Source organism: Arenicella chitinivorans, from assembly GCF_014651515.1.
Lineage (GTDB): Bacteria > Pseudomonadota > Gammaproteobacteria > Arenicellales > Arenicellaceae > Arenicella > Arenicella chitinivorans.
This window is the reverse complement of sequence record NZ_BMXA01000003.1, coordinates 183,240-205,629: the sequence shown is the minus strand read 5'-3', so window position 1 is coordinate 205,629 and position 22,390 is coordinate 183,240. Positions and strand designations below refer to the sequence as shown.

Genomic DNA, 22,390 nt, shown 5'->3' with positions numbered 1-22,390 from the left:
CGGTCTAAACACGCTTGTAATTGGAGGGCGTAATGTCTAAAGCCATCGACATACCCAAGAGTCTCGAAAACGAGATTGATTTGACCGCAGCTCAGGCCCGTTCGATCACGCACAGTGCGCTCGGCGAAACCGCGGAACAAGACTTGCGGCAAAAACTGTTGCGCTTAATGAAAGAGCAGGATGCCATTCTGGTTTCTCACTATTATGTTGACGAAGACTTGCAAGATCTTGCAGAAGAAAGCGGTGGCAAGGTGGCCGACTCTCTGGAAATGGCACGTTACGCCTACGAACATGAAGCCAGTACGATTATCGTAGCTGGCGTCAAATTCATGGCCGAGACGTCAAAGATATTGAGTCCTAACAAGCGGGTTTTACTGCTCGACAAGGAGGCTGAGTGCTCACTCGATATCGGCTGCCCTATTGACGAGTTCTCCGCATTCTGCGACGAACATCCGGACCGCACGGTGGTGGTGTACGCCAACACCAGCGCTGAAGTTAAGGCGCGTGCCGATTGGGTTGTGACGTCCTCAATTGCATTAGAGATTTGTACTTATCTTCGTGATCGCGGCGAAAAAATCATCTGGGGGCCTGACCGTTTCCTCGGCTCGTATATCCAGAAAGAGACCGGTGCCGACATGATCATGTGGCAGGGCTCTTGTATCGTCCATGAAGAGTTCAAGGCTGAGGCGCTCCTGGAGATGAAAAAACAACACCCCGATGCCGCAGTGTTAGTTCACCCTGAGTCACCGATGAGCGTTGTTGATCTAGCTGATGTGGTCGGGTCAACCAGTAAGATTTTGAATGCTACACGTGAATTGCCGAATAAGAAGTTCATCGTCGCCACTGAAGATGGCATCTTTCACAAGATGAAAGAATATTCTCCCGACAAAGAGTTTATCGCGGCTCCCACTGCGGGTAGTGGCGCAACATGTAAAAGTTGTGCGCAATGCCCCTGGATGAAAATGAACGACTTACAACGGCTGGAGCATGTATTGGAGACTGGCGACAACGAGATAAGTATTGAAGAATCGGTACGCACTAAAGCAGAGCGGTCGCTGAAACGCATGGTCGATTTTGCGAATACACATATCCGTCCCGGCATGAAAGTCAGTGGCGACGCCTAGCCGTCACTGTCGTTTATTTCGCTTATCACCCGTCTCATCGACTCCACATCGTTGCTATGAAATATTACGGCCAGGAATCTGACCTGCATAATCGCCAATCACGCACTGGCGTACTATTAGTAAATCTGGGGACACCCGCCAAACCAATTTGCCCAAGGCTGCGAGACTACTTGTCAGAGTTTTTGATGGACCCTCGAGTCATCGAGCTACCCGCCCTGTTTCGCACCATACTGGTGAAAGGGATCATCATTAATTTTCGCGCCCATAAAAGCGCCGCAACTTATCGCGAAATATGGACTGAAGAAGGCTCACCTTTACTTATCAACACACAGGGCTTGGGCGATAAGACCGCCACGCTATTGGGCGATGAGTACCAGGTTGAGATTGCCATGCGATACGGTCAGCCCAGCGTTGAAGAGAAACTACGCAAACTACATAATGCCGGAACCAACAATCTCATTGTCATTCCGCTGTACCCGCAATACAGCGGCAGCACCAACGGCTCGACCTTCGATGCGGTCGCTAAGGCGCTGCAAAAATTTAGATGGGTTCCGAATTTAAAGTTCGTAAGTCATTACTATGACCAACCCGCATACATTCAAGCCATTGCGGACTCGGTCAAATCCCACTGGGACACATTCGGCCGAGCACAGAAGCTCATCATGTCGTTTCATGGCGTGCCCAAAAAGTACATCACCAAAGGCGACCCCTACCAGCAACAATGCCAGGCAACCGCTCTCGCTATCGCTAAAAAGCTTGCGCTCAAAGACGACGAATGGATGTTGGTATTCCAGTCTCGCTTTGGCGCACAAGAGTGGCTACAACCTTATTGCGATGAAACACTTAAGTCGCTGCCTGCACAAGGTATCAAATCCGTGGACATGATCTGCCCTGGTTTCAGTGCGGATTGTCTTGAGACGCTGGAAGAAATTGAAGGTGAAAATAAGGAGTACTTTATGAAGGCTGGCGGCGAAGACTACCGCTATATTTCCTGCTTGAACGACTCACCTGCACACGCTGCTTTGATGGCGGATATCGTCCATCAGCACAGCCAGACGTAGGGAGTTAAAACTCATTGTGCAGCAGTTTCGATGTAGACCATTCGAACTACGACTGCTCGACACATTGATGTGCTGGTTCCAGACTGAACAGGATGTCCGGAATTGGGCCGGGCCAGGTTTTCGCTTCCCCTTCACTGCCGCCAGTTTCGCAAAGGACGCCTGTTTGGAACCGCTCAACTGTATCGCCATGACCAACCGGGATGGCGAACTAGTCGCGTTTGGGCAATTCTATAATCGCTTGAATTTCTGCCACCTCGCTCGACTTGTTGTCAACCCCGAATATCGCGGACGGGGGCTGATCACGCTACTAGTCGAATACTTGTGCGGCACTGGGTGCCTTCATCTTGGCGTACGGCAGGCAAGTCTTTTCGTCAACGCCCACAACTTGCCTGCACTCAAGGTTTACCGCAGACTCGGTTTCACTGAGACCGACTACCCCGACCTGTTGCCTTTCGAAGGACATCTGTATCTCACTCGTTGGCAAAAAAAAGCCGAAGGTGATGTCACCTTCGGCCAAGACCTATTACAAGGGTCGTAGTAAATAAATCAATAATCAGTTAGCCGCCACAACACTGGCTGGGCAGCTGTTGGCACTTTTGCAACTCAACGCCAACGCTTGGTCGCCACGGATCACGCAGGTCATGCTGGAACGCTCACCATTGGCAACCACACGCAGTCGCGCCTTGAAGAAGTTACGTCGTGATGTGATATTGGCCGCTTTTACGCTATCAATGTTTTGGTATTGAGCATTTACACTGTCGATGCAATCAGCCAACATCTCATTGTCAGTCCGTTTTACCGCCGCGCCGGCACTCGCAGACATAAGAAGCGATGCAGCCAAGATCAAGCCAGAAATTCGTTGTTTAGTTGTGTGTGTCATTTGTGCTACCAGGAGTAAGAGTGAGAAACCGGATTGAGCATTCACTCAATCAACCAGCTTGCATTTGACTCTTTTCAGAATAGCAATTCTGCCGAAATACTCGTTAACCCTACTGAATTTTAAAATTCGGCAGAGTTTTTAATTATTCGAAAGAAGCTCGGCGCGGTATTTGGTTGGCGAGACACCGAAATGCTCCTGGAACGCGGTGTTAAACGAAGAGATAGACCGGAAGCCAACGTCCAATGCAATACTCAATACCGGCACACGCGTATCCTCGCGCAGCTTGACCCCGGCCTCTTCGATGCGATACCGATTCACAAATTGATTGAAATTACGGTACCCCAACTCCTGATTGATCTTTTGGCGCAATTTGTATTCCGGCATATTCATGATCTTCGCCAATGTGCCGACCCGTAGATCATGATCGGCGTACAGGCGTTCACGCTGCATTTTATCCAACAATGATTGCATCATTGGATCTTCCGTCGCTGGCTGCACAGGTAACGGCGGGGTCAGCAATTGGAGCGAGGGGTTGAGTCGAATTACAAAGTAATTCAATGTGAACGAGAAAACAAAAATTGCCAAACTGGTCAGCACATCAAGTGCAATCGGCGGATTAAAACTTGTCAGCACTTCAACACTGATAACGATAAACGCCATTAATGTGAGCGCAAAAATAAAAACATTGCGAATTTTAGCGCGCATTTCGACGAGATCATTGTCGCGACCACGCCAAACGACAAAGATAGCGACTGCGGCGATTCCAGTCTTTAAAGCTTGCAACCACCATGGCGAACCCGGCAAGCCGATGTCGGTGAACTGGTAGTATAAAGATGCAAGAATTGAGGTACTCACCAGCGCAATGACCCAAACCGGGGGATGGCAATTTTCCTCGAATATAAACCACACAAACAACAACATCAGACTGGGCGTAATCGCGGACAAATACCAGAGGAATAAGACATCACTCCCCAACGGCGTGTAATCGTCGATTAAACTCATGCCGAGGTAGGCGACAATACCCAGCATCAACAGGATACCAACGCCACGCACACGTTTAGGGTTGTCGGAACAGAGCAACAGCAAGATGAACAGCAATACCTGCGATATCGAAAGCAGGCGAAGTACGATATTGGCGTACTCGAGCAAGCTCTATGCTCCCCAGGAGTTTCGGCGTGGTCGTTTAGCGATCGACAGAATCCAGCCCAACAATAGCCCAAGGAATACCGTCCCGCCGCCGAGAACATACCAGCGTTTGGCGCTTTGATCCTTCAAGGTCTCATTCTGAATTCGAATATCGTCCAGCTGCAACAACAGTTGCTGTACTTCGGTTTCAAGCTTTGCGGCCTTTTGCGCAAGCTTTACGGAATCACCAGAAATCCGCTGAATCTCAGTTAATTCAGTGGTGGCTTTCTGCAATTGATCAGTCAACTCGGTGTTCAAGCGAATCAGCTCCTGATTCTCTTCTTGACTGTTAACTAACAAAGACTGCAGTTCGCCGGGCTTGGATTTCAACTGCTCTAGTTGTTCCTCGAGATAGCGCACTCGGTTACGTGCAGATGGGTTCTGACTCAAAAACCGCGTGAGCACGTACCCGATTTCGCCGCGTGAGGTCTGTACTTGGCTATGCCCGTTACCAGCATCCAAGCGCAGTACTTCAAGTCGGGTACCACTTTTCAGCGCTTTAACAATTTTATTCTGAACACTCGGACCCGTCCGCAGCATGATCTCAAATTCATCCGTAACATAGCGAGTTTGTGCGTGTCCATTGGCCGCAACGCCGAGCAGAAACAAAGCAAAAATCCAGTGCAATCGAAAACGAGTTAAAAACGTCATAAAAACTAGAATGTAGGTGCGCAGATAGCGTGATTATACACACGCCGCAGCCATTTTGACCGGCTTCATCACGCCAAATTCGAGGGCCTTTACTCGATTTCCAACTCTTTCAATTTCCGGGTCAGCGTATTTCTACCCCAACCAAGCAATTTTGCTGCGTTTTGTCGGTGACCGCCAGTGTGATCCAGCGCCACTTTCAGCAGAGTGCTTTCAAAACGCTTCACCAAATCGCTCAGTACGTCCTTCTTGCCAATGTTTAATTGTTGTTGGACTACCTTTGCCAAAGCCGACTCCCAGTTGACTGCACGTCCTTCCGCCGGCTCACCCAGCACTTCCTTGGGCAGATCTTCGACACCAACTTTTAGCGCCGGTGCCATCACCGTGATCCACCGACAAATGTTTTCCAATTGCCGCACATTTCCTGGCCAGTCATATGCCATCATGCGCTGCAAAGCTTCGTCCGACAACACCTTCATATCCACCTGCAACTCATCGGCACTGGCACGCAAAAATCGTTTCGACAGTAACGGCACATCTTCGGCTCGTTCGCGCAGTGCCGGCAAATCGATTCGAATAACATTCAAGCGGTGATACAAATCCTCCCGAAAATGACCTTCCTGCACTTGTTTTTCCAGATTACGGTTGGTGGCCGCCAACACGCGCACATCAACGGAAATCAGGTCACGGCCGCCAACCCGGTAAAAACGTTTATCGGACAGTACGCGTAGCAAACGAGTTTGTAGCTCGGCGCTCATCTCACCAATTTCATCCAAAAACAAGGTGCCACCATTGGCTTGCTCAAAGCGGCCCTTACGCTGTGCCTGCGCACCAGTAAACGCGCCCTTTTCATGCCCGAACAATTCGGATTCTAATAATTCGCCAGGAATTGCAGCAATGTTGATTGCCACGAATGGTTTGGATGCACGTGGACTGTGACGATGCAACGCGTTAGCCACCAGCTCCTTACCGGTACCCGATTGGCCGCAGATCATGACATTAATATTGGACTTAGCTAAACGACCGATCGCACGAAACACCTCTTGCATCGCCGGTGCCTCGCCAATGATCTCGACTTCTTTATCCGGTGCTTCATCCGCAACCCGGGCACCTTCTTTCGGTTCCACAGCACGACGTACGAGTCGCACTGCCTCATCCAAATCGAACGGTTTGGGTAAATACTCAAAGGCACCGCTCTCATACGAAGCCAGTGCACTGTCAAGGTCAGTATGCGCAGTCATTACAATACACGGCACGTGCGGCAGCTGCTCATGCAACTGTTGCGCCAGTTCGAGACCGCTGATCCCTGGCATTCGGATGTCGGTCATCAACACATCTGGCGTGGCACTGTCCAGCGCCTGCAACGCACTCTCTGCGTCTTCAAAGTCACGCACCTCGAAACCTTCTGCGCGTAAAGCACGCGCCAGTACCCATCGAATCGATGAGTCGTCATCCACTATCCAGATATTATGCATCGTCATCCCCCTCGTATGGATACGGCAAATAAATCGAGAAACACGTTTTTCCGTGATAATCCTCTAACTGAACAACCCCATTATGACGTTGTACGATCTCCTGGGTAATCGACAGCCCCAACCCACTGCCTTCTGGTCGTCCGGTAATCAACGGATCAAACAAAATTTCTTTCATCTCTTCCTGCACACCTGGACCTTCGTCCCAGATCTTTATTTTTAACGCCTGTCGATGCATCACCTGATTTATCGTCACAAAGCGCTCGAACTTGGTAATCAACCCTAAAGTGACAAACCGCTTGCCCTCCTGCGCTTCAATGGCATTGCCGACGATATTCAACACAGCTTGAATCATCTGCTCTCGGTCCACGTTGACCTCTGGCAAGGCCGGATCATAGATGCGGTTCACAACGAGGCGCTTGCTGTGCTTCACACTGACCAGATGCACAACATGCTCGAGTACCTCATGAATGTTGAGGCGAACCGGCTTTAGCTGTTCACGAGAACCCATAACACGATCCACCAAGCGTGTTAATCGGTCTGCTTCTTTAATGAGTATCTCGGTTAATTCTTTACGTGATGGGTCTTGTATTTCGCGGTACAACAGCTGCGCTGCGCCGCGAATACCGCCAAGCGGATTCTTAATTTCATGCGCCAATCCACGCATCATCAAACGGAATGATTGCTGCCGTTCCAATTGATTTTTTTCTTTCATGAACCGCGAAATGCGATTGATCGAATTAATCTCCATCAACGTCGCGGAACGTGTACTCTTAGGCACCAAAATGCACGACAGTGTCATATCGACCAGTGCGGTAGCGTCCGCGGTCGGCAACTCGACCTCACGCAGCGTAAATTTGGCGTTCTGACTACTGCATTTCTCCAGACAAGACTGCACCATCTCATCCGGAATCAACTGACTAACCGGTGTACCGATCAGGTAACGTCGACTCTGGCAAAACAAGGTTTCCGCAGCGATGTTGACTTGCTCAACTAACCCATTCGGGTCGATCAACAGCAGAGCACATTCAAGGCTCTCGATGAGAAGTTTGCTATCCACAGTACCTTACTAAAGTTGAACTAAATCTCGGTTATGATGTCTCTATGCACCATTTTGGTGCATCCGTATCTAAATTTACCCCAGGGTAAAACTTTGGACCACAATACTTTTCAATCAGCAGGTCATCCCTGGACCAGCCATGCCTGCGAACAGGCGACAAATGCAGGGTTATACTAAAACCCCGAGAGTGCTCGTTATAAGACAAGCACTCTCGGACGGTCAACCGTTTAACAGCTGTATGACATTTGGAACTCAATTGGGTGCGTATTCATACGCAACGCGTCAACTTCTGCTTGTTTCAACTCCAAGTAGCCGTCGATCGCACTGTCACTGAATACACCGCCAGCCAGCAAGAACTCACGATCGGCATCCAATGCAGCCAGTGCGTAATCCAGACCGGCAGCGACGGTTGGAATCTTGGCTTGCTCAGCGGCAGGCAACTCGTACAAATCCTCATCCGCAGCTTCACCTGGATGAATCTTGTTTTGGATGCCGTCCAAACCGGCCATCAACATCGCGGTGAATGCCAGATATGGGTTTGCTGTGGAATCCGGGAAACGGATTTCGATACGACGACCTTTTGGATTAGTAACATAAGGAATACGGCAAGATGCGGAACGATTGCGTGCTGAGTAAGCCAGCAATACAGGCGCTTCGAAACCAGGCACCAAACGCTTGTAGCTATTGGTCGATGCGTTTGCAAACGCGTTGATTGCTTTGGCGTGCTTGAAAATACCACCAATATAGTAAAGCGCGGTTTCGCTCAAACCACCATAGCCGTCGCCAGCAAAAGTGTTCTCGCCATCTTTGAAGATCGATTGATGCACGTGCATACCGGAACCGTTATCACCAACGATTGGCTTGGGCATAAATGTCGCGGTTTTGCCGAACATATGCGCTGTATTGTGGACCGCATATTTGAAAATCTGTACTTCGTCGGCTTTACGAACCAAGGTGTTAAAGATAGTACCGATTTCGCATTGACCGCCAGTCGCTACCTCGTGGTGATGGACTTCGGTTGGCACACCCATCGCCTCAGCAGATTGGCACATCGCAGAACGCAGATCATGCAGTGAATCAACGGGTGGTACTGGGAAGTAACCGCCTTTTAAACCTGGACGGTGCGCCATATTACCGCCTTCATAAGGCTTCTCTGAGTTCCAGAAAGCTTCGGCTGAATCGATCTCGTAGAAAGCCCCACGAGGCTCAGTGGCAAACCGCACGTCGTCGAATACGAAGAACTCGTTTTCAGGACCAAAGTAGGCCGCATCGCCGATACCGGTTTCTTTTAAATAGGCTTCCGCACGTTTCGCGATCGAACGTGGGTCACGTTCATAGCCACTCATTGTGGATGGCTCAACGATATCACAGCGGATATTCAAAGTTTTATCTTGGAAGAATGGGTCAATCACTGCAGACTCTGCCTCTGGCATGAGAATCATGTCGGACTCATTAATTCCTTTCCAGCCAGCGACTGACGAACCGTCGAACATTTTACCTTCTTCGAACGTATCTTCATCAATTACGCTGGTCGGAACCGTAACGTGTTGTTCTTTGCCGCGCGTGTCGGTAAAACGAAAATCCACGTACTTCACATCTTCGTCTTTAATCTGCTTTAAAACGTCTTTGACTGACATTTCCTTACCTCAATAACTTTTGGTTTAAATTGATTAGTTGACCACCGTTGAAATGATCGCCTCTCGCCTGCTTCCAACGGTTGAAGCATGGCTAGCTCACTTCGACGTACAACCGATGCCGGTGAGTGGTACTGCAAATGCTTAACGTTTTAACATCTACAACCATGCTTCAACGTGCCGTTGAAAAAACTGCCTGTAGCTCTGTGCACTGAGCTCGGGCAGGAAATGATGAGCAAGCATTGTGCCAACTTTCCAGAACTTGAAATATGTTGAAGCGTCAATGAATACGGTGCCCAAGCGACGACGCGCTTTTAATCACCAAAGCATGGATAGCACCAAAACGGTGCATTATAAACTATTGAGCACCAATATGGTGCATTTTAGCACTCTACCACGCTGACAGGGACTTCGATTACGTTAACAGCCAAGCCACCACGTGCCGTTTCCTTGTATTTGTCCTTCATATCCTTGCCCGTTAGACGCATCGTTTTGATCACTTTATCCAGCGACACATAGTGCGACCCGTCCCCTTTTAGTGCAATCCGCGCCGCATGGATAGCTTTTACCGACGCCATCGCATTACGTTCAATACAGGGCACTTGCACCAATCCACCAATCGGATCACAGGTCAATCCGAGGTTGTGTTCCATTGCAATCTCGGCGGCGTTTTCCACTTGACTGGGCGTTCCCCCCAGCACTTCGGTCAATGCCCCAGCCGCCATAGAGCACGCCGAACCAACCTCGCCTTGACACCCAACTTCTGCGCCACTGATCGACGCATTGCGTTTATACAGGATTCCAATCGCCGCTGCCGTGAGCAAAAAGCGCATTACGCCACGCTCATTCGCACCGTGTGTAAAACGCGTGTAGTAATGTAGAACCGCTGGAATAATTCCGGCGGCACCGTTCGTTGGCGCGGTCACGACCCGCCCACCAGCAGCATTCTCTTCGTTGACTGCCAACGCGTACAAGGTCACCCAGTCCAACACCGCGAGCGGATCCGATAACGAACGCTCTGGTGCAGCCAAGAGTTTTTGATGCAATTCTCGTGCGCGTCGCTGAACTTTGAGTCCACCCGGCAACACGCCCTGGTTGTGCAGACCGGTGTTAACACATTCTTGCATCACCGACCAAATCGCCAATAGCTGTGCTTCAATCTCTTGCGGACTACGCCAAGCTTGTTCGTTCTCCAGCATTAGGTCTGAGATCGACATTTGGTGCTCATCACACAAGGCCAATAAATCCGCTGCCGAACCAAACGGGAAGCGCAACTCGGTGGTGTCTTGCGATACCATCTCCACTCCATCCGGCACCACAAAGCCACCGCCGACCGAATAGTAGGTTTTCGCCCGCAATTCATTTTGCTCCGCATCATACGCGGCAAAGGTCATGCCATTACTGTGTGTCGGCAACGACTTTCGAAAATGCAGAATCAGATCTGCATCGCGATCAAACTTAATTTGTTTTGAGCCCGCCAGATTCAACGTGCCCTCTTGCTTAATGTGCTCATAGCGAGACAGCGCAGTGCTTACGTCCACTGATTCTGGAGTCTCACCAAGCAGGCCAAGCACCACCGCTTTCGGCGAGCCGTGACCTTTACCGGTTGCACCCAATGACCCAAATAATTCAACCTTAATCCGCACCACCTGAGGCAATTGACCGGCGTCAACTAATCCATCCACGAACATCTTGGCAGCGCGCATCGGCCCGACCGTGTGTGAGCTGGATGGACCAATCCCGATGGAAAACAAATCGAAAGCGCTAATACTCATAATGCCCTGTTGCGTCGTTGCAAAGTTGGTTGAAATTAGTTCGCACTATACCCGAATTGCCAGTGTTTCTTTCACCGTTTCCATTGCGGCGATACTGGTTGAACCGTAGACACCTGGCACGGCCAATAATTGTTCTTCCAAAAAGTCTCGGTAAGCCCGCATGTCACGAACCCGCGCTTTCACCAGAAAATCAAAACTCCCAGTTACCAGATAACACTCTTGCACATGATCCAGGTTTTGAATCGCCAATCGAAACTCCTCAAAGGTTTGTTTACTTGAGCGATCTAGGCTGATTTGGACAAACACCACCAGACCCGCATCCAATTGCTTGGCACTCAGGCGTGCGGAATACCCCTCTATATACCCGGCACGTTCTAGTTTGCGCACGCGCTCAATACAGGGTGTGGTGGTCAAGCCAACTTTTTTACCCAAATCCGTATACGAAATTCGGCCGTCTAACTGCAACGCTGCCAAAATACGGCGATCGTATTTATCAAGCTTATTGGGCTCGTCGGAATACTCCATAGAATTGAATATTACTGGTCATTTATGGTGAATCAGATGATATCACCATGAGGCACTCTCAAAACGATAATATTTGTCGTTTCAAGAAGAATATAGATAATTTATCGCTTACCAAGCGCCTGCGCTGTCGATAAAATTACCAGCAAGTAATCTCACATCCCTTAAATTGAGGAAATCAGCATGAAAATCGGTGTGCCAAAGGAAATTAAGAATCACGAGTACCGTGTAGGACTCAGCCCCGCGAGTGCAAAGGAACTCATTGCCAACGGGCATGAAGTCACCATTGCCACCGGCGCTGCCGCAGGCATTGGCCTGACCGACGATGTGTATCGTTCCATGGGAGCCAAAATCGCAGACAGCAACGAAGCCATCTTTGCCGAAAGCGAAATGATCATTAAAGTGAAAGAGCCACAGCCTCAGGAGTGCAAGCAACTGAGTCGCGGACAACTCTTATTCACCTATCTGCACCTGGCACCAGACCCAGAACAAACCAAACTATTACTCGAATCCGGCGTCACTGCGGTTGCCTATGAAACCGTCACTGGCCCGGGCAACACGCTGCCACTATTAGCGCCAATGAGTGAAGTTGCCGGTCGCCTGGCGGCGCAAGCGGGCGCTCACTGCCTTGAACGCGCACAAGGCGGCTGCGGTGTATTGATGGGCGGCGTACCTGGCACCGAGCCAGCCAAAGTATTGGTCATTGGCGGCGGTGTGGTTGGCCAGAACGCGGCCTATATCGCACGCGGCATGGGCGCTAATGTAACCATTCTGGATCGCTCGATTTCTAAATTGCGCGAACTCGACATCGAATTTCAAGGCAAAGCTAACTGCGTCTACTCCACCACAGAATCGATTGAGCGTTACGCAATTGAATCAGATCTGGTCATCGGCGCAGTTTTGATACCAGGTGCTAACGCGCCCAAACTGATTACCCGCGAGATCATCGGTAAAATGAAACCCGGCTCCGTGGTTGTGGACGTGGCAATTGACCAAGGTGGCTGCCTAGAGACGTCCAAGCCCACCACGCACCAAGACCCCACTTTCGTGGTGGACGGTGTCGTGCACTACTGCGTTGCCAATATGCCAGGTGCCGTGCCACAAACATCAACGTATGCATTGAACAATGCCACCCTGCCATTCTCATTGGCGATGGCCAACCACGGCTGGAAAGCAGCTATGCAACAAAACAAAGATCTGCTGAACGGTCTCAACGTACACGACGGCAAACTGACCTACAAAGCCGTCGCCGATGCGCAAGGGTTAGAATACACCGACCCCGCCTCTCTGATCCTCTAGTTGTAATTCAGGACATAGCCAAGGAAGGCAAAAGCCGCGCTCTGTGTTTACAGAGTGCGGCTTTTAATTTGCGGTTTGTTACTTCCGGCTCATCGCACATAGTCGTTCAAGGTTCCTGCCGTTTTTATTCAGCATTAGGCTTGGTGAAGTCGCCTTTTATATTTTAAGATTGGACCGGTTTTACTTTCTAACCAGAGGGAAACTGGAACCTCCAACCGAACAGTGTTAGCAAACTCATCAGGTGTTTGCGCGACCGCTCCCAATCGCCTAACCAACGCAACAGGAAATCTACTATGCACATTATCGTCGGCGTCCTTGGCTTGATCGTCACCATATTGGTCCTTTTTAATCGTTTAGCGGACGCTGGAATCGACATTGGCTGGCTCAATCCATTCACCTGGCGTCGCCGAAGAGCATGGCGTAAAAAGTATGAAGGCAACCCGGTGTTTTCGTTAGAGGGACCGCTGGAAGTGGCCGCCATGCTGGCAACCTCGGTTGCTAAAATCGATGGTGAAATCAGTAGCGATGAAAAGCAAACACTCCTCACTTTGTTTCAAAGCGAGCTCGGTAGATCGGAAAAAGAAGCCTCAGACTTGCTGATGTCGAGTATCTATATTTTTGGTGATGGCGAAGATGCCATTGCGAAACCCGAAAAAGTGATGAACCGATCACTGGATAAATTTTCGGAGGAACAGGCACGCTCGGTGATGTTCTTACTCAACTCAATCAAAGACATCAACCAAAGCAACCTAAAAGAAAAAGAGCGATTCGTCAGCAAGGTCAGCGGCGAGTTCGACAAGCTATTCAATGCCAAGGCCGGATGGTGATTGAGCGACTTCGTCACTAAGATGCAACTGATACATTATCGAGCTAAGAAAAATGAGCACTGTATTCTGTTACGGCTTCGAAGGTGTATTTGATGGTTCGCCCGAGTATGAGTACCGCTATTCGGAGATCGGCAAACTACACAAGTGTATTATCTTCCTATATCAAACAGATGCCACCTTGGACTTTGGTAGTGCGGAAATCGAAATTGCAAAATTTGGCTTTACTCAAATTAGAGACTTACAGGGAAACCAGCTCAAAATTGAGTCGCTCAACTCACCTCATAGCGTCAAGTTTCAACCGTATTTCGAAGAAGCCTTGAACCACGGCAGCTCCTTTGCGATTTACGAAAGCAACTAACGTAGCTTGGCTCTCGAGTAAAAAGGGCAACACCACAATGGCGCTGCCCCTCCGAACTACTTATCTAACACGATCAATTATTCAATTCGTTGGTAAGTAATGTTGGTCATGGTGACCACTGCGGTATTGATATTGAAGCTGTTGTAACATGCGGCAAATGAACTTGAATCACCCTTGGTACCGCAATTGACATTCCCGTTAGGGTTTTGTGATTGCAAGTAATTACCGAATTTCAGGTAATCGGCACTACTGGTCTGCACGGTCATTTGTTGTGTTGTGCCTAAAGCGCTCACCGTCAAACTTCCGTAATTATTCTCGACTCTAAGGTTGAAAGTATCACCCGATTCGATCGTACCCAGTGGGAATTTAAGCTCTGTGCCGCTGGTATTTCGCATGCGCACATACACATCGAAAATGCCGTTGGTGTGCGTGCTATCAAAGAAACCGGATTCGTTGGTGTCCGACACATAGACCTTCATGGTGGTGCCTAATCCGCTTGCATGATATTGCGCAACGATCATTTTGCCACCATCCGAGAGATCGACTTTATAATCCGCTTGCAGTAACTCATAGGTCTGATTCATCGGTAAACGGTCTGCTGGCGGAATTTTCATTTCGTGTCGCCACCCATTCCCATTGGGTGTGGTGTACTGGGCCTGAAGTGCATTAAAGACCAACGCATTTCCTTGTACTGGGCTACCACCTTCTGAATCGTCCATGGTACTGAGCAAAAGCTGAGGGATGGCGCTGTTACCACCGCCACCACCGCCACCACCGCCACCACCGCCAGAACCGGAACCCGTGACGTAGATGTCCACTTCAGTGAGACTATTCCAGCTGTTGGATGTATTCCCATAACCCACAATACGAACGTACCGAGCCGATGTATCGGTCAACTCAAAGTTTTGCAGACTAGTGGTGGATACTGGCTGCGTACCAGACCACACTGTATTCCAAGACGACGCATTAGACGATAACTGAATATCGACATTTGCGGTTCGTTGATTGCCTTTATAAAACGCGATTCTGAGATTATCGACAGTATAAGTGCTGCCCAAGTCGTACTGAATCCACTGTCCATTTCCATTGGCAGACCAACGGGTAGACAGGCTGCCGTCCAGGGTATTTGCTGGCACATTGCCATCATGAGACGACGCGGTGACAGAAACCGGTTGAACCACAGCCGCCGACACGGCTGAGAAGTACAACAACGACATTAGCAAGCCTACCGATTTAAAGGCCCTCGATAATAAGTAGATTTTCTCCATTTTATGCTCCTCCAATAATAGGGTTAGTTGGAATTTAAAGTGCCATCCAAACCATCAACAATTTTTATTGTTTTACTACGCAGATGGGAGTTTGTTGACACTTGACCAACACTATCATACATTCTGGTCATACCATATATGTCTTTTGGTAATACCAATACATTCATTTATGGTCATACAAAAATATGACAATGGTTATGACAATCCATCTTGTTTGGCTCGGGATTCAGGCGCTAAGCATCAAAAGCTTGTTCTCAGTTGAAACAACGCAACGCCGACCGCGCACGACGGTGTTCTATATAGGTTTTTTGTCAACCGCATTGAACCCAAAACCTGGTTTATTCGTGCTCGCGTTCGTGGTTCAATTAGTTAATCCATTACTCGATCCGGTCAGCACTCAGATGGTAATCTATGCCGCTTGGTTTGCATTGCTAACAGCGACGGGCTTTAGCCTGATGGGGATACTTTCTTCTCAGCTTTCAACTTGGTTCAAAAATAGACCGGCCCTTGTTGCAGGGTTAAACATCGGCGCCGGGATCACATTTATCTCGTCGGGTGTTGTAGTAGCGTTTATGCATCAGCCATAAACGAAACCAAATGTCAGTGCGTAGGTTGTTCAAATGGCGGGGCGGAAGACAAGCTTCGGGGTACGATAAACTATTCCTCGGTGGCGCACATTGGCCAATCCGATTCGACATTTACTTACTGCGATTTCCTACCGGAAGTTGTGTTCCAGAGCACAAAGACGAGGTAGACGACGGACAGCATTACCGGCTGAATATCGTACTCAGAAATGCCCGCGAAGAAGGTGTATTCAATTACGAGGCCCCCATCTTCGAGACTCGTAGAATTAAATTTTTCCGACCAGATACATCCTTGCACTCCGTCAGTAAAATTGAAGCTGGGGTTCGTTACGTATTCAGTATTGGTTGGCTCACGCACAAATAAAAAGCCGCGCTCTACTTCCACCCAGAGCGCGGCTTTCACTAATGGTCAACCATATTGACCAAACCTAAAACTGATACTGTAAGTTCACGCTGAACGACCGGCCTGGCTCTGAATAACGCTGGTAGCCTTGTTCGGCCACGCCGCCGAAAAAGCCACCAGCGCCATTGCGAACACTGTTAACGACTTCCCAGCGGAAGTAGTTTTTGTCGAACAGGTTGTACGCTGCCGCAGTCAAACTAAGCTTGTCATTGACTCGATAGAATGCCGACAGATCCATAACGGTGTATGAGTCCGGATAATAAGCAGGCCCAGAACCGTTATTAAGTGACGTGAAACTGAGATCGTCTGACACATCCACTTTGTCGAACCACACGGCATGCAGTGCAATGCCAAAGTCATTCTCCTGCGAATTAAAGCCCAGGCTGAGCGTCGCCGAATCGGGCGCGGCGGTCTCGAGTTTATCGCCGACGTTGTGATCATTTGCCAAGGTGTCCTTGTATTCACCATCAATCGTCGCATAGGTCAGCTTGGTATAGATGTTGTCGGTGAAGGCATAAACGGCGTCTACTTCAATCCCGTTGACGTCGACCTCGCCGACATTCTGTGGCTGATAATAATCATCACCTGTTACCACGGCAGTCGAACAGCCAAAACGACTGCACACCATTGAGGTTACCTCGGCGCCATAATCTCGGAACAAACTCACATTTTGGATCATGTTGCTGTATTCGGTGTGATAACCCGTCACGGTTAAACTGGCTTTACTGGTTTCCAGTTTATAGCCCAGTTCAAAACTCGTAGACTCTTCGGATTCCAGGTCTGAATTCGCCACGGTATCCAGATCGACGAACTCACGACCGGTGTACAAATCAACAATACTGGCGCTGCCGTTGGTATTCAGAAACAAATCTTGAACGGTTGGCGCTTTTAAGCCCTGGCTTACACTCGCGAGCAAACTATGGCCATCGACAAACTCATAGTCGAGAATCAATTCTACGGCGAAGGCATCGAACGATGCATCCTTCACACTGCTCCCATAGGTGTCTGAAAACGACTCGTTAATACGTGGCGAATACGAGGTTGAGTCGTAGCGGGCCCCGGCAGTCAGCCCAAGCTTGTCGTTCAATTGAATTTCATCGCCCACATAGACTGTGAAGGTTTCCGCCTCGGTGTCTGGAATCCAGTTTGGATCGCGAAATGGATAGCCCTCACGGGAACCCGTATCGACCGTCACGCCATTAAACCGGCGGTCATACAGGTCATTGCTAACATCTTTCGTTACCCAGGCAAAACCATATGACAGCGTTTGCGGCACGGCACCGTCAATGCCTTTACTGAAGTCCACGGTTAAGGAATCTGACTCCTGCGTAAAACTGCGATCTTCCTGACGTAGATACGTGTCGCCACCGGCCGAGTATTCAAACGCAGTCAAACCGGAACTAAACAATTCCTGCACGTCATAGGCGACTGTTAGATTATCGAACAGCGCGTTATCTAAGCTGCTTAGCTCGTAAAACACCCCATAGCGTTCCTTGTTATTTTCATCCAGAGTTTGGAAGTTATCGTAGCTGCTTGGGTACGCTTCTGAACTATTACGCGAAAGCGGTGTCCCATCGGCGGTGCGATCCACTGAGTCATACACCACACCTATGCGCTGTGTATCGGTCAGCTGGTATGCGAACTTCGCCAGAATCGCGTCGGACTCAATTGAGAATGGGTCGGCCTGGCCACGATTTGCACCGACGATATCAGTACCCGAATCATGCGATTTCATTTCATCGCCATCGCGCAGGGTGTACAACAGCATCGATTCCAGGCGACCAGTTCGGTTGGCGAGCTTGGCACTCACCATTAATTCTTCCGAACGCGAATCAAAACCGGTCTCAATGCCGAAAAACGTATTCCCTTCCACGGTTTGCAACAGATCAGACGCCGACAACGTGGTGTAGGCCACCGATCCAGCCAGCGCGCTGCCGCCATTGGTCACCGCACTCGGACCCTTGGTAATCGTCACCGCTTTGACATGCTCTAACTCAGTTTGTCCGCGCGTCGATCCGTACATACCATACGGCGCGAAATCCGGTGGATTCAGAGTCTCACCCAACGACACACCATCAACCGTGACTGCCACGGCATCACCTTCTAAGCCGCGAATATTAAAGCCATCATCTCCAAAACGATTGCCACCGTCATTCACTTGCACACCAGGTATATAACGTGTGGTGTCTTCAATATTACTGATCGACAAACGCTGAATTTCTAACGCTTCCATTTTTCGAATGGTGTGCGACACATTGTTTTCGTGCGCCTCTTCGACCACCAACTTCGGCAACTCTGTCACTTCGCCAAAATCGGCCTGCTGCGCACTGACCAGAGTGCTAACTTGCGCACCGAGCAACGCTGTGCTCAACACACTCACTTGTTTATATAATTTCATTGCTATCTCCGCAAAACCTTACTTCAAAAATGTTTTTCGCCTTACCCGATCTAGTCGGTATAAGAATTAACGCGCGGATACCGTCGTTGCGGCATCTTCTATACGTATGCTGATTTGCCCCAACTCGCCATCACGTTCGAGCACCTTGCCTGCGGGCAGTGCATCGAGTTGCAGGGGAATTGATTTATAGGTGCGCCCGCCATGCTCACGACTCGCTTCAATGTGTAGGATCAACTCACGGTCGGACACCGGCTGACCAAAATCATCCAGTCCATCCCAGGCAATCGTGTAGTGTCCGGGCTTACGCGTCGCGCCGCTTAAACCATCAATAATTGAGCTATTGGCACGCCCTATTCGCCGCCACCACACTCTGAGTTCGCGCATCCAGCGCTTTTCATCGCCCAAGAGCAACAGATTCCGCACCGGTTTCTGCTGCTTATCTGAAATCCAGGCACTGACATAGGGTTGGTGATAAGGGCTTTCGTTAATCTCTGGAATCTCGAGATCGATGCTAAACCCGGGCAGCTGACCCGCAACCGAGTCGGCACGCGTCGCCATGCCCGCAAACACCGGGCCATGCGTCTGAATGCGCCCATCTTCAGCGATCAACAACAACGAGCTTGCAGTCTCGACGTAGGACTCGAACAACGTTTGCGCTGGCACACTACTGGCCAACAGGCTATACACCTTGGCATCCAATGCAGTGGACGCAACCACAACCGAAGCATGCTTAGCCGCTGGCCAACCGGAGCGAGCGTCAATCCAACCAGGGAATCGACGTCGCTCGACGTTTCGTTGCATCTCCCAAGGCGTAAACGAATACATAGCACCATCGGTGACTGCCTCTAATGCAGGGCCAGCCATCGTTTGTTTCGACCGCAACCACGCATCCTCTGGGTTAATCCCTTGCGCAATTCGCGCCTCGCCATGAGTTAAGGTAAACCCGTGACCCGGCAACAAAGTCGATACTTCGTTTGCAACTGCATCCAGCATCACTGGCGCTGCGATGGACGCTAAGTTCCACTCAACCGCAGCATCAAACTCGATGGCATGATTGTCATTCAATTGCACCGTCGCCTCGTTGGCATCACGCGCTAAGCGACGCGCCTCACGCCGGTCCGGGGCCTGTCCCAGTTCGTCAATCTGCTGTTTCCAGTACGTTTCCAGCGCACCTTGACGACAACTAATTCGGCCATCTGTGGTTTCACGCCATGCTTCGCAACGCGAAATAGCCTGAAACAACCAAGTCGATAACACGCCGTGTCGAGCTGCGTTTATTTGCCCAAGTTCGGACTTACTGCCGATCTGATTCAATGCGGCATCCGACTCCTGCACCACGGTCGACAAGCGTTGGCGCTGGTTCGCATCTAACTCGCGTCCATTTGCCAGCACAAGTTCAACGGGCATGCCACCAAATTGACCAAGCACCTCGGTTTTCTCAGCCGCAAATACTGGGGCGCTAATCGTGATCGTCAAGATCAGGGAAAACACCAATTTGCTAGATTTAAACATCACGCACACTCCAACCAGATGCCGACCAGGTTAATCCTTGGCGGCGAGGCCAGCCGCAACCGCGTTAGTTTCAGCTTTCGCTGTCTCTTGGTCCTTCTTCGGCTTTTGACGTGGCGCTGGTGCTGGATCAGATACCGTTACCCAACCATCGCCGTTGGTGTCCCAACGATTAAACGACTGTGCGCCGGACAACATAAACTCTTTGAAGGTCATGGCTTTGTCTTCATCCTTATCCAACACACCAAACCGAACATAGGTTTGCTTAATTTGAGATTCGTGCGTATCGGCTATTTGAGCATCCAGACGATCTTCAAACTCAAACAAATATTCCTTTTCGTCGATCAAACCATTTCCATCAGCATCGGTACGCTTGAATTGCGCTTCTCGAACCGCGAGATACTCGTCGTAGGTCACGTGATCATCGCCATCCGTGTCATACAAGGCGATCATGCCCGCGACATTGTGGCTCGACGGCATACCAATCGAAAAGCGTCGTCGTAACGGTTGTTTCTCATCGCCCTTATTGGCTTTCTCGCGCACTGGATCTGCGTCGGTGGCCAGGATCACCGCGTCCTGATTCACGTCTAAGTAGTCGAATCCGCGCTTTCCGGAAGCAATAAACTCATCGCGACTGATGTAGGCGTCCTCATCTTTATTGATGGCTTTAAATCGCGTACCGGTTTGCGCGACCTGCGCTTCCCGTGCAACTTCCAACTGTTTCTGTAGTCGCCCTTCGTACTCATACACGTATTCGCCTTCATCCACCGTGCCGTTACCATCGGTATCGGTTTTGGTGAAACGTGTGCGTCGCGCTTCGACGAATTCCTCCATCGACAGCTTGTCATCGGCATTTAAATCGTAATCCAGAATTACGCCCGGCTTATTGTGCGGCGCTGCATTCACGCTCAACGCATAACCCAGCAATGGGGCGAGAATGAGTAATCGGTAATTGTTTGTCATGATTAAACCTCTGTTCACTCAATAAGGGGGATTAGAAAACTTCCACGGTCAACGTGGTGGTATGGCTATAAGTTGGCGCGGCCGCGTCGCTTGGTGCTGGCGCACGATGACGCGCAAAAATCAGGTACACGCCTTGGTTTTCCGCGGTGAGCACCGCTTTTCCTTGTGCGTCGGTGCTGAGTGTTATTCCTTTGTCTTCACTAAATTGATCGCGGCCATGGTGCGCATTCAGTTCAAAGTTCGCCATCGGCTCACCATTGAATAACACCTGAAACTCAAAGGCATCGCCCGCAAACAAGCTGTTAGGATGTGAGACCGGCACAACCTCCAATCCTGAATTCTGTGCCGCTAATACAGAATTACTCGGCGCACCTTTACTGACATAGGCTTCGGCTTTGGTCACTGACTGAAAGTGTGCAACGACCTGAGCGCCTTCCGGTATCGGCTCCTCGTCACCGCGCACCGAACGCTGCTCTCCGTCCAACTCATAGGTACGAAACACCGCACCGAATCGTGAGCCCGTAGAAAACCGATATGTGCCTTCCTCCGGCAAGGCGTGTTCCAATACCGTGCGCGTTTTAAGGTCAACTTTACTCTCCGGCGCCACGGACTCTCCGGAAGGCGTGATGACCACAAAGGAGTCGCTATTGAATGCGGCTTCCGGCACAAAGAATTTCTCGGCAAACGACGCATCTAGCGTAACGCGGTCACCGGCAATAGGTTCGAAAGAAAATGGCTTTAAATAAGGGGTATGCGCCGTGGCCGAAAACGACACCACAGACGTTAAAAACAAGACAAGTGATCGCATGCTGCTTTAAATGGGGAATTGTTAAACACGCAGCGATCATATTTTAAATGCGAATGATTCGCAATAGCATATGAGAACAATAATCAAAAACGCGTGAAACAATTCCCTACAACACGCACCCCAGCCTCTTTTCAGTGCAGAGACAGTCTAACAGCAGACCAAAACGAACCAACCGCACCAAAATGGTGCACCCGACACTAACCGTACGACCAATACAATTGATTAAGCCAGATCCCACTTGAGACAATAACGAGTTATAAGCCGCACAAGATGTAGTGACCCAACATCGATCAAGCAACTGTCAGCAAGTCGACAATTGCTAGCCTTTCACACGAAAATAAGGTGCCCACAGCAGAGAGGAAACGGGAATCGAGTGTCCTTAATAAGGTGAATATTGGTTAGCCCTTCACACGAAAATAACGTGCCCACAGCGGAGATATATTTGATATTCAAAGTCCTTATAAGTTGAATAAATAGAAACCCCTAATACGAAAATAACGTGCCCACAGCGGAGATATATTTGATATTCAAATGTCCTTATTAAGTTGAATAAATAGAAACCCCTAATACGAAAATAACGTGCCTACAGCGGAGATATATTTGATATTCAAA

General features: G+C 49.7%; 21 protein-coding genes. 8 read left to right on the top strand and 13 right to left on the bottom strand.

The genetic code is table 11. The features are described 5' to 3' along the window. The first annotated feature begins 32 nt into the window (after window positions 1-32). From nadA to IE055_RS10730, 3 genes are read left to right on the top strand one after another with little or no spacing between them, the layout of a single operon-like run. The gene (nadA, locus tag IE055_RS10740; RefSeq protein ID WP_189400709.1) at window positions 33-1,124 is read left to right on the top strand and encodes a quinolinate synthase NadA; all 1,092 of its coding nucleotides are present in this window, start codon (window positions 33-35) and stop codon (window positions 1,122-1,124) included. A gap of 56 nt (window positions 1,125-1,180) precedes the next feature. Next, the gene (hemH, locus tag IE055_RS10735) at window positions 1,181-2,185 is read left to right on the top strand and encodes a ferrochelatase (protein ID WP_189400707.1); all 1,005 of its coding nucleotides are present in this window, start codon (window positions 1,181-1,183) and stop codon (window positions 2,183-2,185) included. Between the two features lie 16 nt (window positions 2,186-2,201). Next, entirely contained in the window at window positions 2,202-2,723 is a 522-nt protein-coding gene (locus IE055_RS10730) for a GNAT family N-acetyltransferase (protein ID WP_189400705.1), read from the top strand. Window positions 2,724-2,738: 15 nt separating this feature from the next. On the opposite strand, the gene IE055_RS10725 is transcribed toward IE055_RS10730, so the two are convergent. The 8 genes from IE055_RS10725 to IE055_RS10690 all read right to left on the bottom strand — a co-directional run bounded on the left by IE055_RS10725 (window position 2,739) and on the right by IE055_RS10690 (window position 11,364). Then, entirely contained in the window at window positions 2,739-3,065 is a 327-nt protein-coding gene (locus IE055_RS10725; RefSeq protein ID WP_189400703.1) for a hypothetical protein, read from the bottom strand. A 138-nt stretch (window positions 3,066-3,203) separates the two neighbouring features. Continuing rightward, a complete protein-coding gene (locus tag IE055_RS10720) occupies window positions 3,204-4,214 on the bottom strand; it encodes an AraC family transcriptional regulator (RefSeq protein WP_189400700.1) in 1,011 nt (336 codons plus the stop codon). 3 nt (window positions 4,215-4,217) lie between these two features. Then, the gene (locus IE055_RS10715) at window positions 4,218-4,901 is read right to left on the bottom strand and encodes a TIGR04211 family SH3 domain-containing protein (protein ID WP_189400698.1); all 684 of its coding nucleotides are present in this window, start codon (window positions 4,899-4,901) and stop codon (window positions 4,218-4,220) included. 89 nt (window positions 4,902-4,990) lie between these two features. After that, complete coding sequence (gene ntrC / locus IE055_RS10710) at window positions 4,991-6,373, bottom strand: nitrogen regulation protein NR(I) (RefSeq protein ID WP_268244541.1); 1,383 nt, start codon at window positions 6,371-6,373, stop codon at window positions 4,991-4,993. Next, window positions 6,366-7,430, bottom strand: coding sequence for a nitrogen regulation protein NR(II) (gene glnL, locus IE055_RS10705; protein WP_189400694.1), 1,065 nt, complete (start codon window positions 7,428-7,430; stop codon window positions 6,366-6,368). Before glnL ends, ntrC begins: the two co-directional genes overlap by 8 nt. A gap of 227 nt (window positions 7,431-7,657) precedes the next feature. Next, entirely contained in the window at window positions 7,658-9,067 is a 1,410-nt protein-coding gene (glnA, locus tag IE055_RS10700; RefSeq protein ID WP_189400692.1) for a type I glutamate--ammonia ligase, read from the bottom strand. A gap of 380 nt (window positions 9,068-9,447) precedes the next feature. Then, window positions 9,448-10,839: an L-serine ammonia-lyase gene (locus IE055_RS10695; RefSeq protein ID WP_189400690.1), complete on the bottom strand. Its 1,392-nt coding sequence runs from the start codon at window positions 10,837-10,839 to the stop codon at window positions 9,448-9,450. Window positions 10,840-10,884: 45 nt separating this feature from the next. Further along, the gene (locus tag IE055_RS10690) at window positions 10,885-11,364 is read right to left on the bottom strand and encodes an Lrp/AsnC ligand binding domain-containing protein (RefSeq protein WP_189400689.1); all 480 of its coding nucleotides are present in this window, start codon (window positions 11,362-11,364) and stop codon (window positions 10,885-10,887) included. A gap of 180 nt (window positions 11,365-11,544) precedes the next feature. Here IE055_RS10690 and ald point away from each other — a divergent pair, with 180 nt between their 5' ends. The 3 genes from ald to IE055_RS10675 all read left to right on the top strand — a co-directional run bounded on the left by ald (window position 11,545) and on the right by IE055_RS10675 (window position 13,845). Beyond that, complete coding sequence (gene ald, locus IE055_RS10685; protein WP_189400687.1) at window positions 11,545-12,660, top strand: alanine dehydrogenase; 1,116 nt, start codon at window positions 11,545-11,547, stop codon at window positions 12,658-12,660. Between the two features lie 293 nt (window positions 12,661-12,953). Beyond that, window positions 12,954-13,487, top strand: coding sequence for a TerB family tellurite resistance protein (locus IE055_RS10680; RefSeq protein WP_189400684.1), 534 nt, complete (start codon window positions 12,954-12,956; stop codon window positions 13,485-13,487). Window positions 13,488-13,539: 52 nt separating this feature from the next. Beyond that, the gene (locus tag IE055_RS10675) at window positions 13,540-13,845 is read left to right on the top strand and encodes a hypothetical protein (protein ID WP_189400682.1); all 306 of its coding nucleotides are present in this window, start codon (window positions 13,540-13,542) and stop codon (window positions 13,843-13,845) included. Between the two features lie 77 nt (window positions 13,846-13,922). Here the strand turns inward: IE055_RS10675 and IE055_RS10670 are convergent, their stop codons facing one another. Next, window positions 13,923-15,113: a discoidin domain-containing protein gene (locus IE055_RS10670; protein WP_189400663.1), complete on the bottom strand. Its 1,191-nt coding sequence runs from the start codon at window positions 15,111-15,113 to the stop codon at window positions 13,923-13,925. 197 nt (window positions 15,114-15,310) lie between these two features. On the opposite strand from IE055_RS10670, the gene IE055_RS10665 reads away from it, so the two are divergent. Together IE055_RS10665 and IE055_RS10660 are read left to right on the top strand one after the other, a co-directional pair. Continuing rightward, window positions 15,311-15,700, top strand: coding sequence for a LysE family translocator (locus IE055_RS10665; RefSeq protein ID WP_229794248.1), 390 nt, complete (start codon window positions 15,311-15,313; stop codon window positions 15,698-15,700). A gap of 10 nt (window positions 15,701-15,710) precedes the next feature. Continuing rightward, a complete protein-coding gene (locus tag IE055_RS10660; RefSeq protein WP_189400659.1) occupies window positions 15,711-16,061 on the top strand; it encodes a 2OG-Fe(II) oxygenase in 351 nt (116 codons plus the stop codon). A 64-nt stretch (window positions 16,062-16,125) separates the two neighbouring features. Here IE055_RS10660 and IE055_RS10655 read toward each other — a convergent pair whose 3' ends face one another. The 4 genes from IE055_RS10655 to IE055_RS10640 form a co-directional block, all read right to left on the bottom strand. Beyond that, window positions 16,126-18,498, bottom strand: coding sequence for a TonB-dependent hemoglobin/transferrin/lactoferrin family receptor (locus IE055_RS10655; protein WP_189400657.1), 2,373 nt, complete (start codon window positions 18,496-18,498; stop codon window positions 16,126-16,128). Between the two features lie 66 nt (window positions 18,499-18,564). Continuing rightward, window positions 18,565-20,010 (bottom strand): DUF2271 domain-containing protein, encoded by a 1,446-nt coding sequence (locus IE055_RS10650; protein WP_189400656.1) that lies wholly within the window; start codon window positions 20,008-20,010, stop codon window positions 18,565-18,567. 30 nt (window positions 20,011-20,040) lie between these two features. Then, the gene (locus tag IE055_RS10645; RefSeq protein WP_189400654.1) at window positions 20,041-20,970 is read right to left on the bottom strand and encodes a calcium-binding protein; all 930 of its coding nucleotides are present in this window, start codon (window positions 20,968-20,970) and stop codon (window positions 20,041-20,043) included. A 31-nt stretch (window positions 20,971-21,001) separates the two neighbouring features. Next, window positions 21,002-21,778, bottom strand: a complete 777-nt coding sequence (locus tag IE055_RS10640) for a DUF4198 domain-containing protein (RefSeq protein ID WP_189400652.1) — start codon at window positions 21,776-21,778, stop codon at window positions 21,002-21,004. Between the last annotated feature and the right edge of the window lie 612 nt (window positions 21,779-22,390).

What these genes read in the sequence shown, in the direction of transcription:
- IE055_RS10645 (WP_189400654.1), bottom strand. Translation starts at nt 20,970, where the DNA reads ATGACAAACAATTACCGATTACTCATTCTCGCCCCATTGCTGGGTTAT.
- IE055_RS10725 (WP_189400703.1), bottom strand. Translation starts at nt 3,065, where the DNA reads ATGACACACACAACTAAACAACGAATTTCTGGCTTGATCTTGGCTGCA.
- IE055_RS10680 (WP_189400684.1), top strand. Translation starts at nt 12,954, where the DNA reads ATGCACATTATCGTCGGCGTCCTTGGCTTGATCGTCACCATATTGGTC.
- hemH (WP_189400707.1), top strand. Translation starts at nt 1,181, where the DNA reads ATGAAATATTACGGCCAGGAATCTGACCTGCATAATCGCCAATCACGC.
- IE055_RS10690 (WP_189400689.1), bottom strand. Translation starts at nt 11,364, where the DNA reads ATGGAGTATTCCGACGAGCCCAATAAGCTTGATAAATACGATCGCCGT.
- glnA (WP_189400692.1), bottom strand. Translation starts at nt 9,067, where the DNA reads ATGTCAGTCAAAGACGTTTTAAAGCAGATTAAAGACGAAGATGTGAAG.
- IE055_RS10660 (WP_189400659.1), top strand. Translation starts at nt 15,711, where the DNA reads ATGTCAGTGCGTAGGTTGTTCAAATGGCGGGGCGGAAGACAAGCTTCG.
- ntrC (WP_268244541.1), bottom strand. Translation starts at nt 6,373, where the DNA reads ATGCATAATATCTGGATAGTGGATGACGACTCATCGATTCGATGGGTA.
- IE055_RS10665 (WP_229794248.1), top strand. Translation starts at nt 15,311, where the DNA reads ATGACAATCCATCTTGTTTGGCTCGGGATTCAGGCGCTAAGCATCAAA.
- IE055_RS10715 (WP_189400698.1), bottom strand. Translation starts at nt 4,901, where the DNA reads ATGACGTTTTTAACTCGTTTTCGATTGCACTGGATTTTTGCTTTGTTT.
- nadA (WP_189400709.1), top strand. Translation starts at nt 33, where the DNA reads ATGTCTAAAGCCATCGACATACCCAAGAGTCTCGAAAACGAGATTGAT.
- IE055_RS10695 (WP_189400690.1), bottom strand. Translation starts at nt 10,839, where the DNA reads ATGAGTATTAGCGCTTTCGATTTGTTTTCCATCGGGATTGGTCCATCC.
- IE055_RS10655 (WP_189400657.1), bottom strand. Translation starts at nt 18,498, where the DNA reads ATGAAATTATATAAACAAGTGAGTGTGTTGAGCACAGCGTTGCTCGGT.
- IE055_RS10650 (WP_189400656.1), bottom strand. Translation starts at nt 20,010, where the DNA reads ATGTTTAAATCTAGCAAATTGGTGTTTTCCCTGATCTTGACGATCACG.
- IE055_RS10675 (WP_189400682.1), top strand. Translation starts at nt 13,540, where the DNA reads ATGAGCACTGTATTCTGTTACGGCTTCGAAGGTGTATTTGATGGTTCG.
- ald (WP_189400687.1), top strand. Translation starts at nt 11,545, where the DNA reads ATGAAAATCGGTGTGCCAAAGGAAATTAAGAATCACGAGTACCGTGTA.
- IE055_RS10670 (WP_189400663.1), bottom strand. Translation starts at nt 15,113, where the DNA reads ATGGAGAAAATCTACTTATTATCGAGGGCCTTTAAATCGGTAGGCTTG.
- IE055_RS10640 (WP_189400652.1), bottom strand. Translation starts at nt 21,778, where the DNA reads ATGCGATCACTTGTCTTGTTTTTAACGTCTGTGGTGTCGTTTTCGGCC.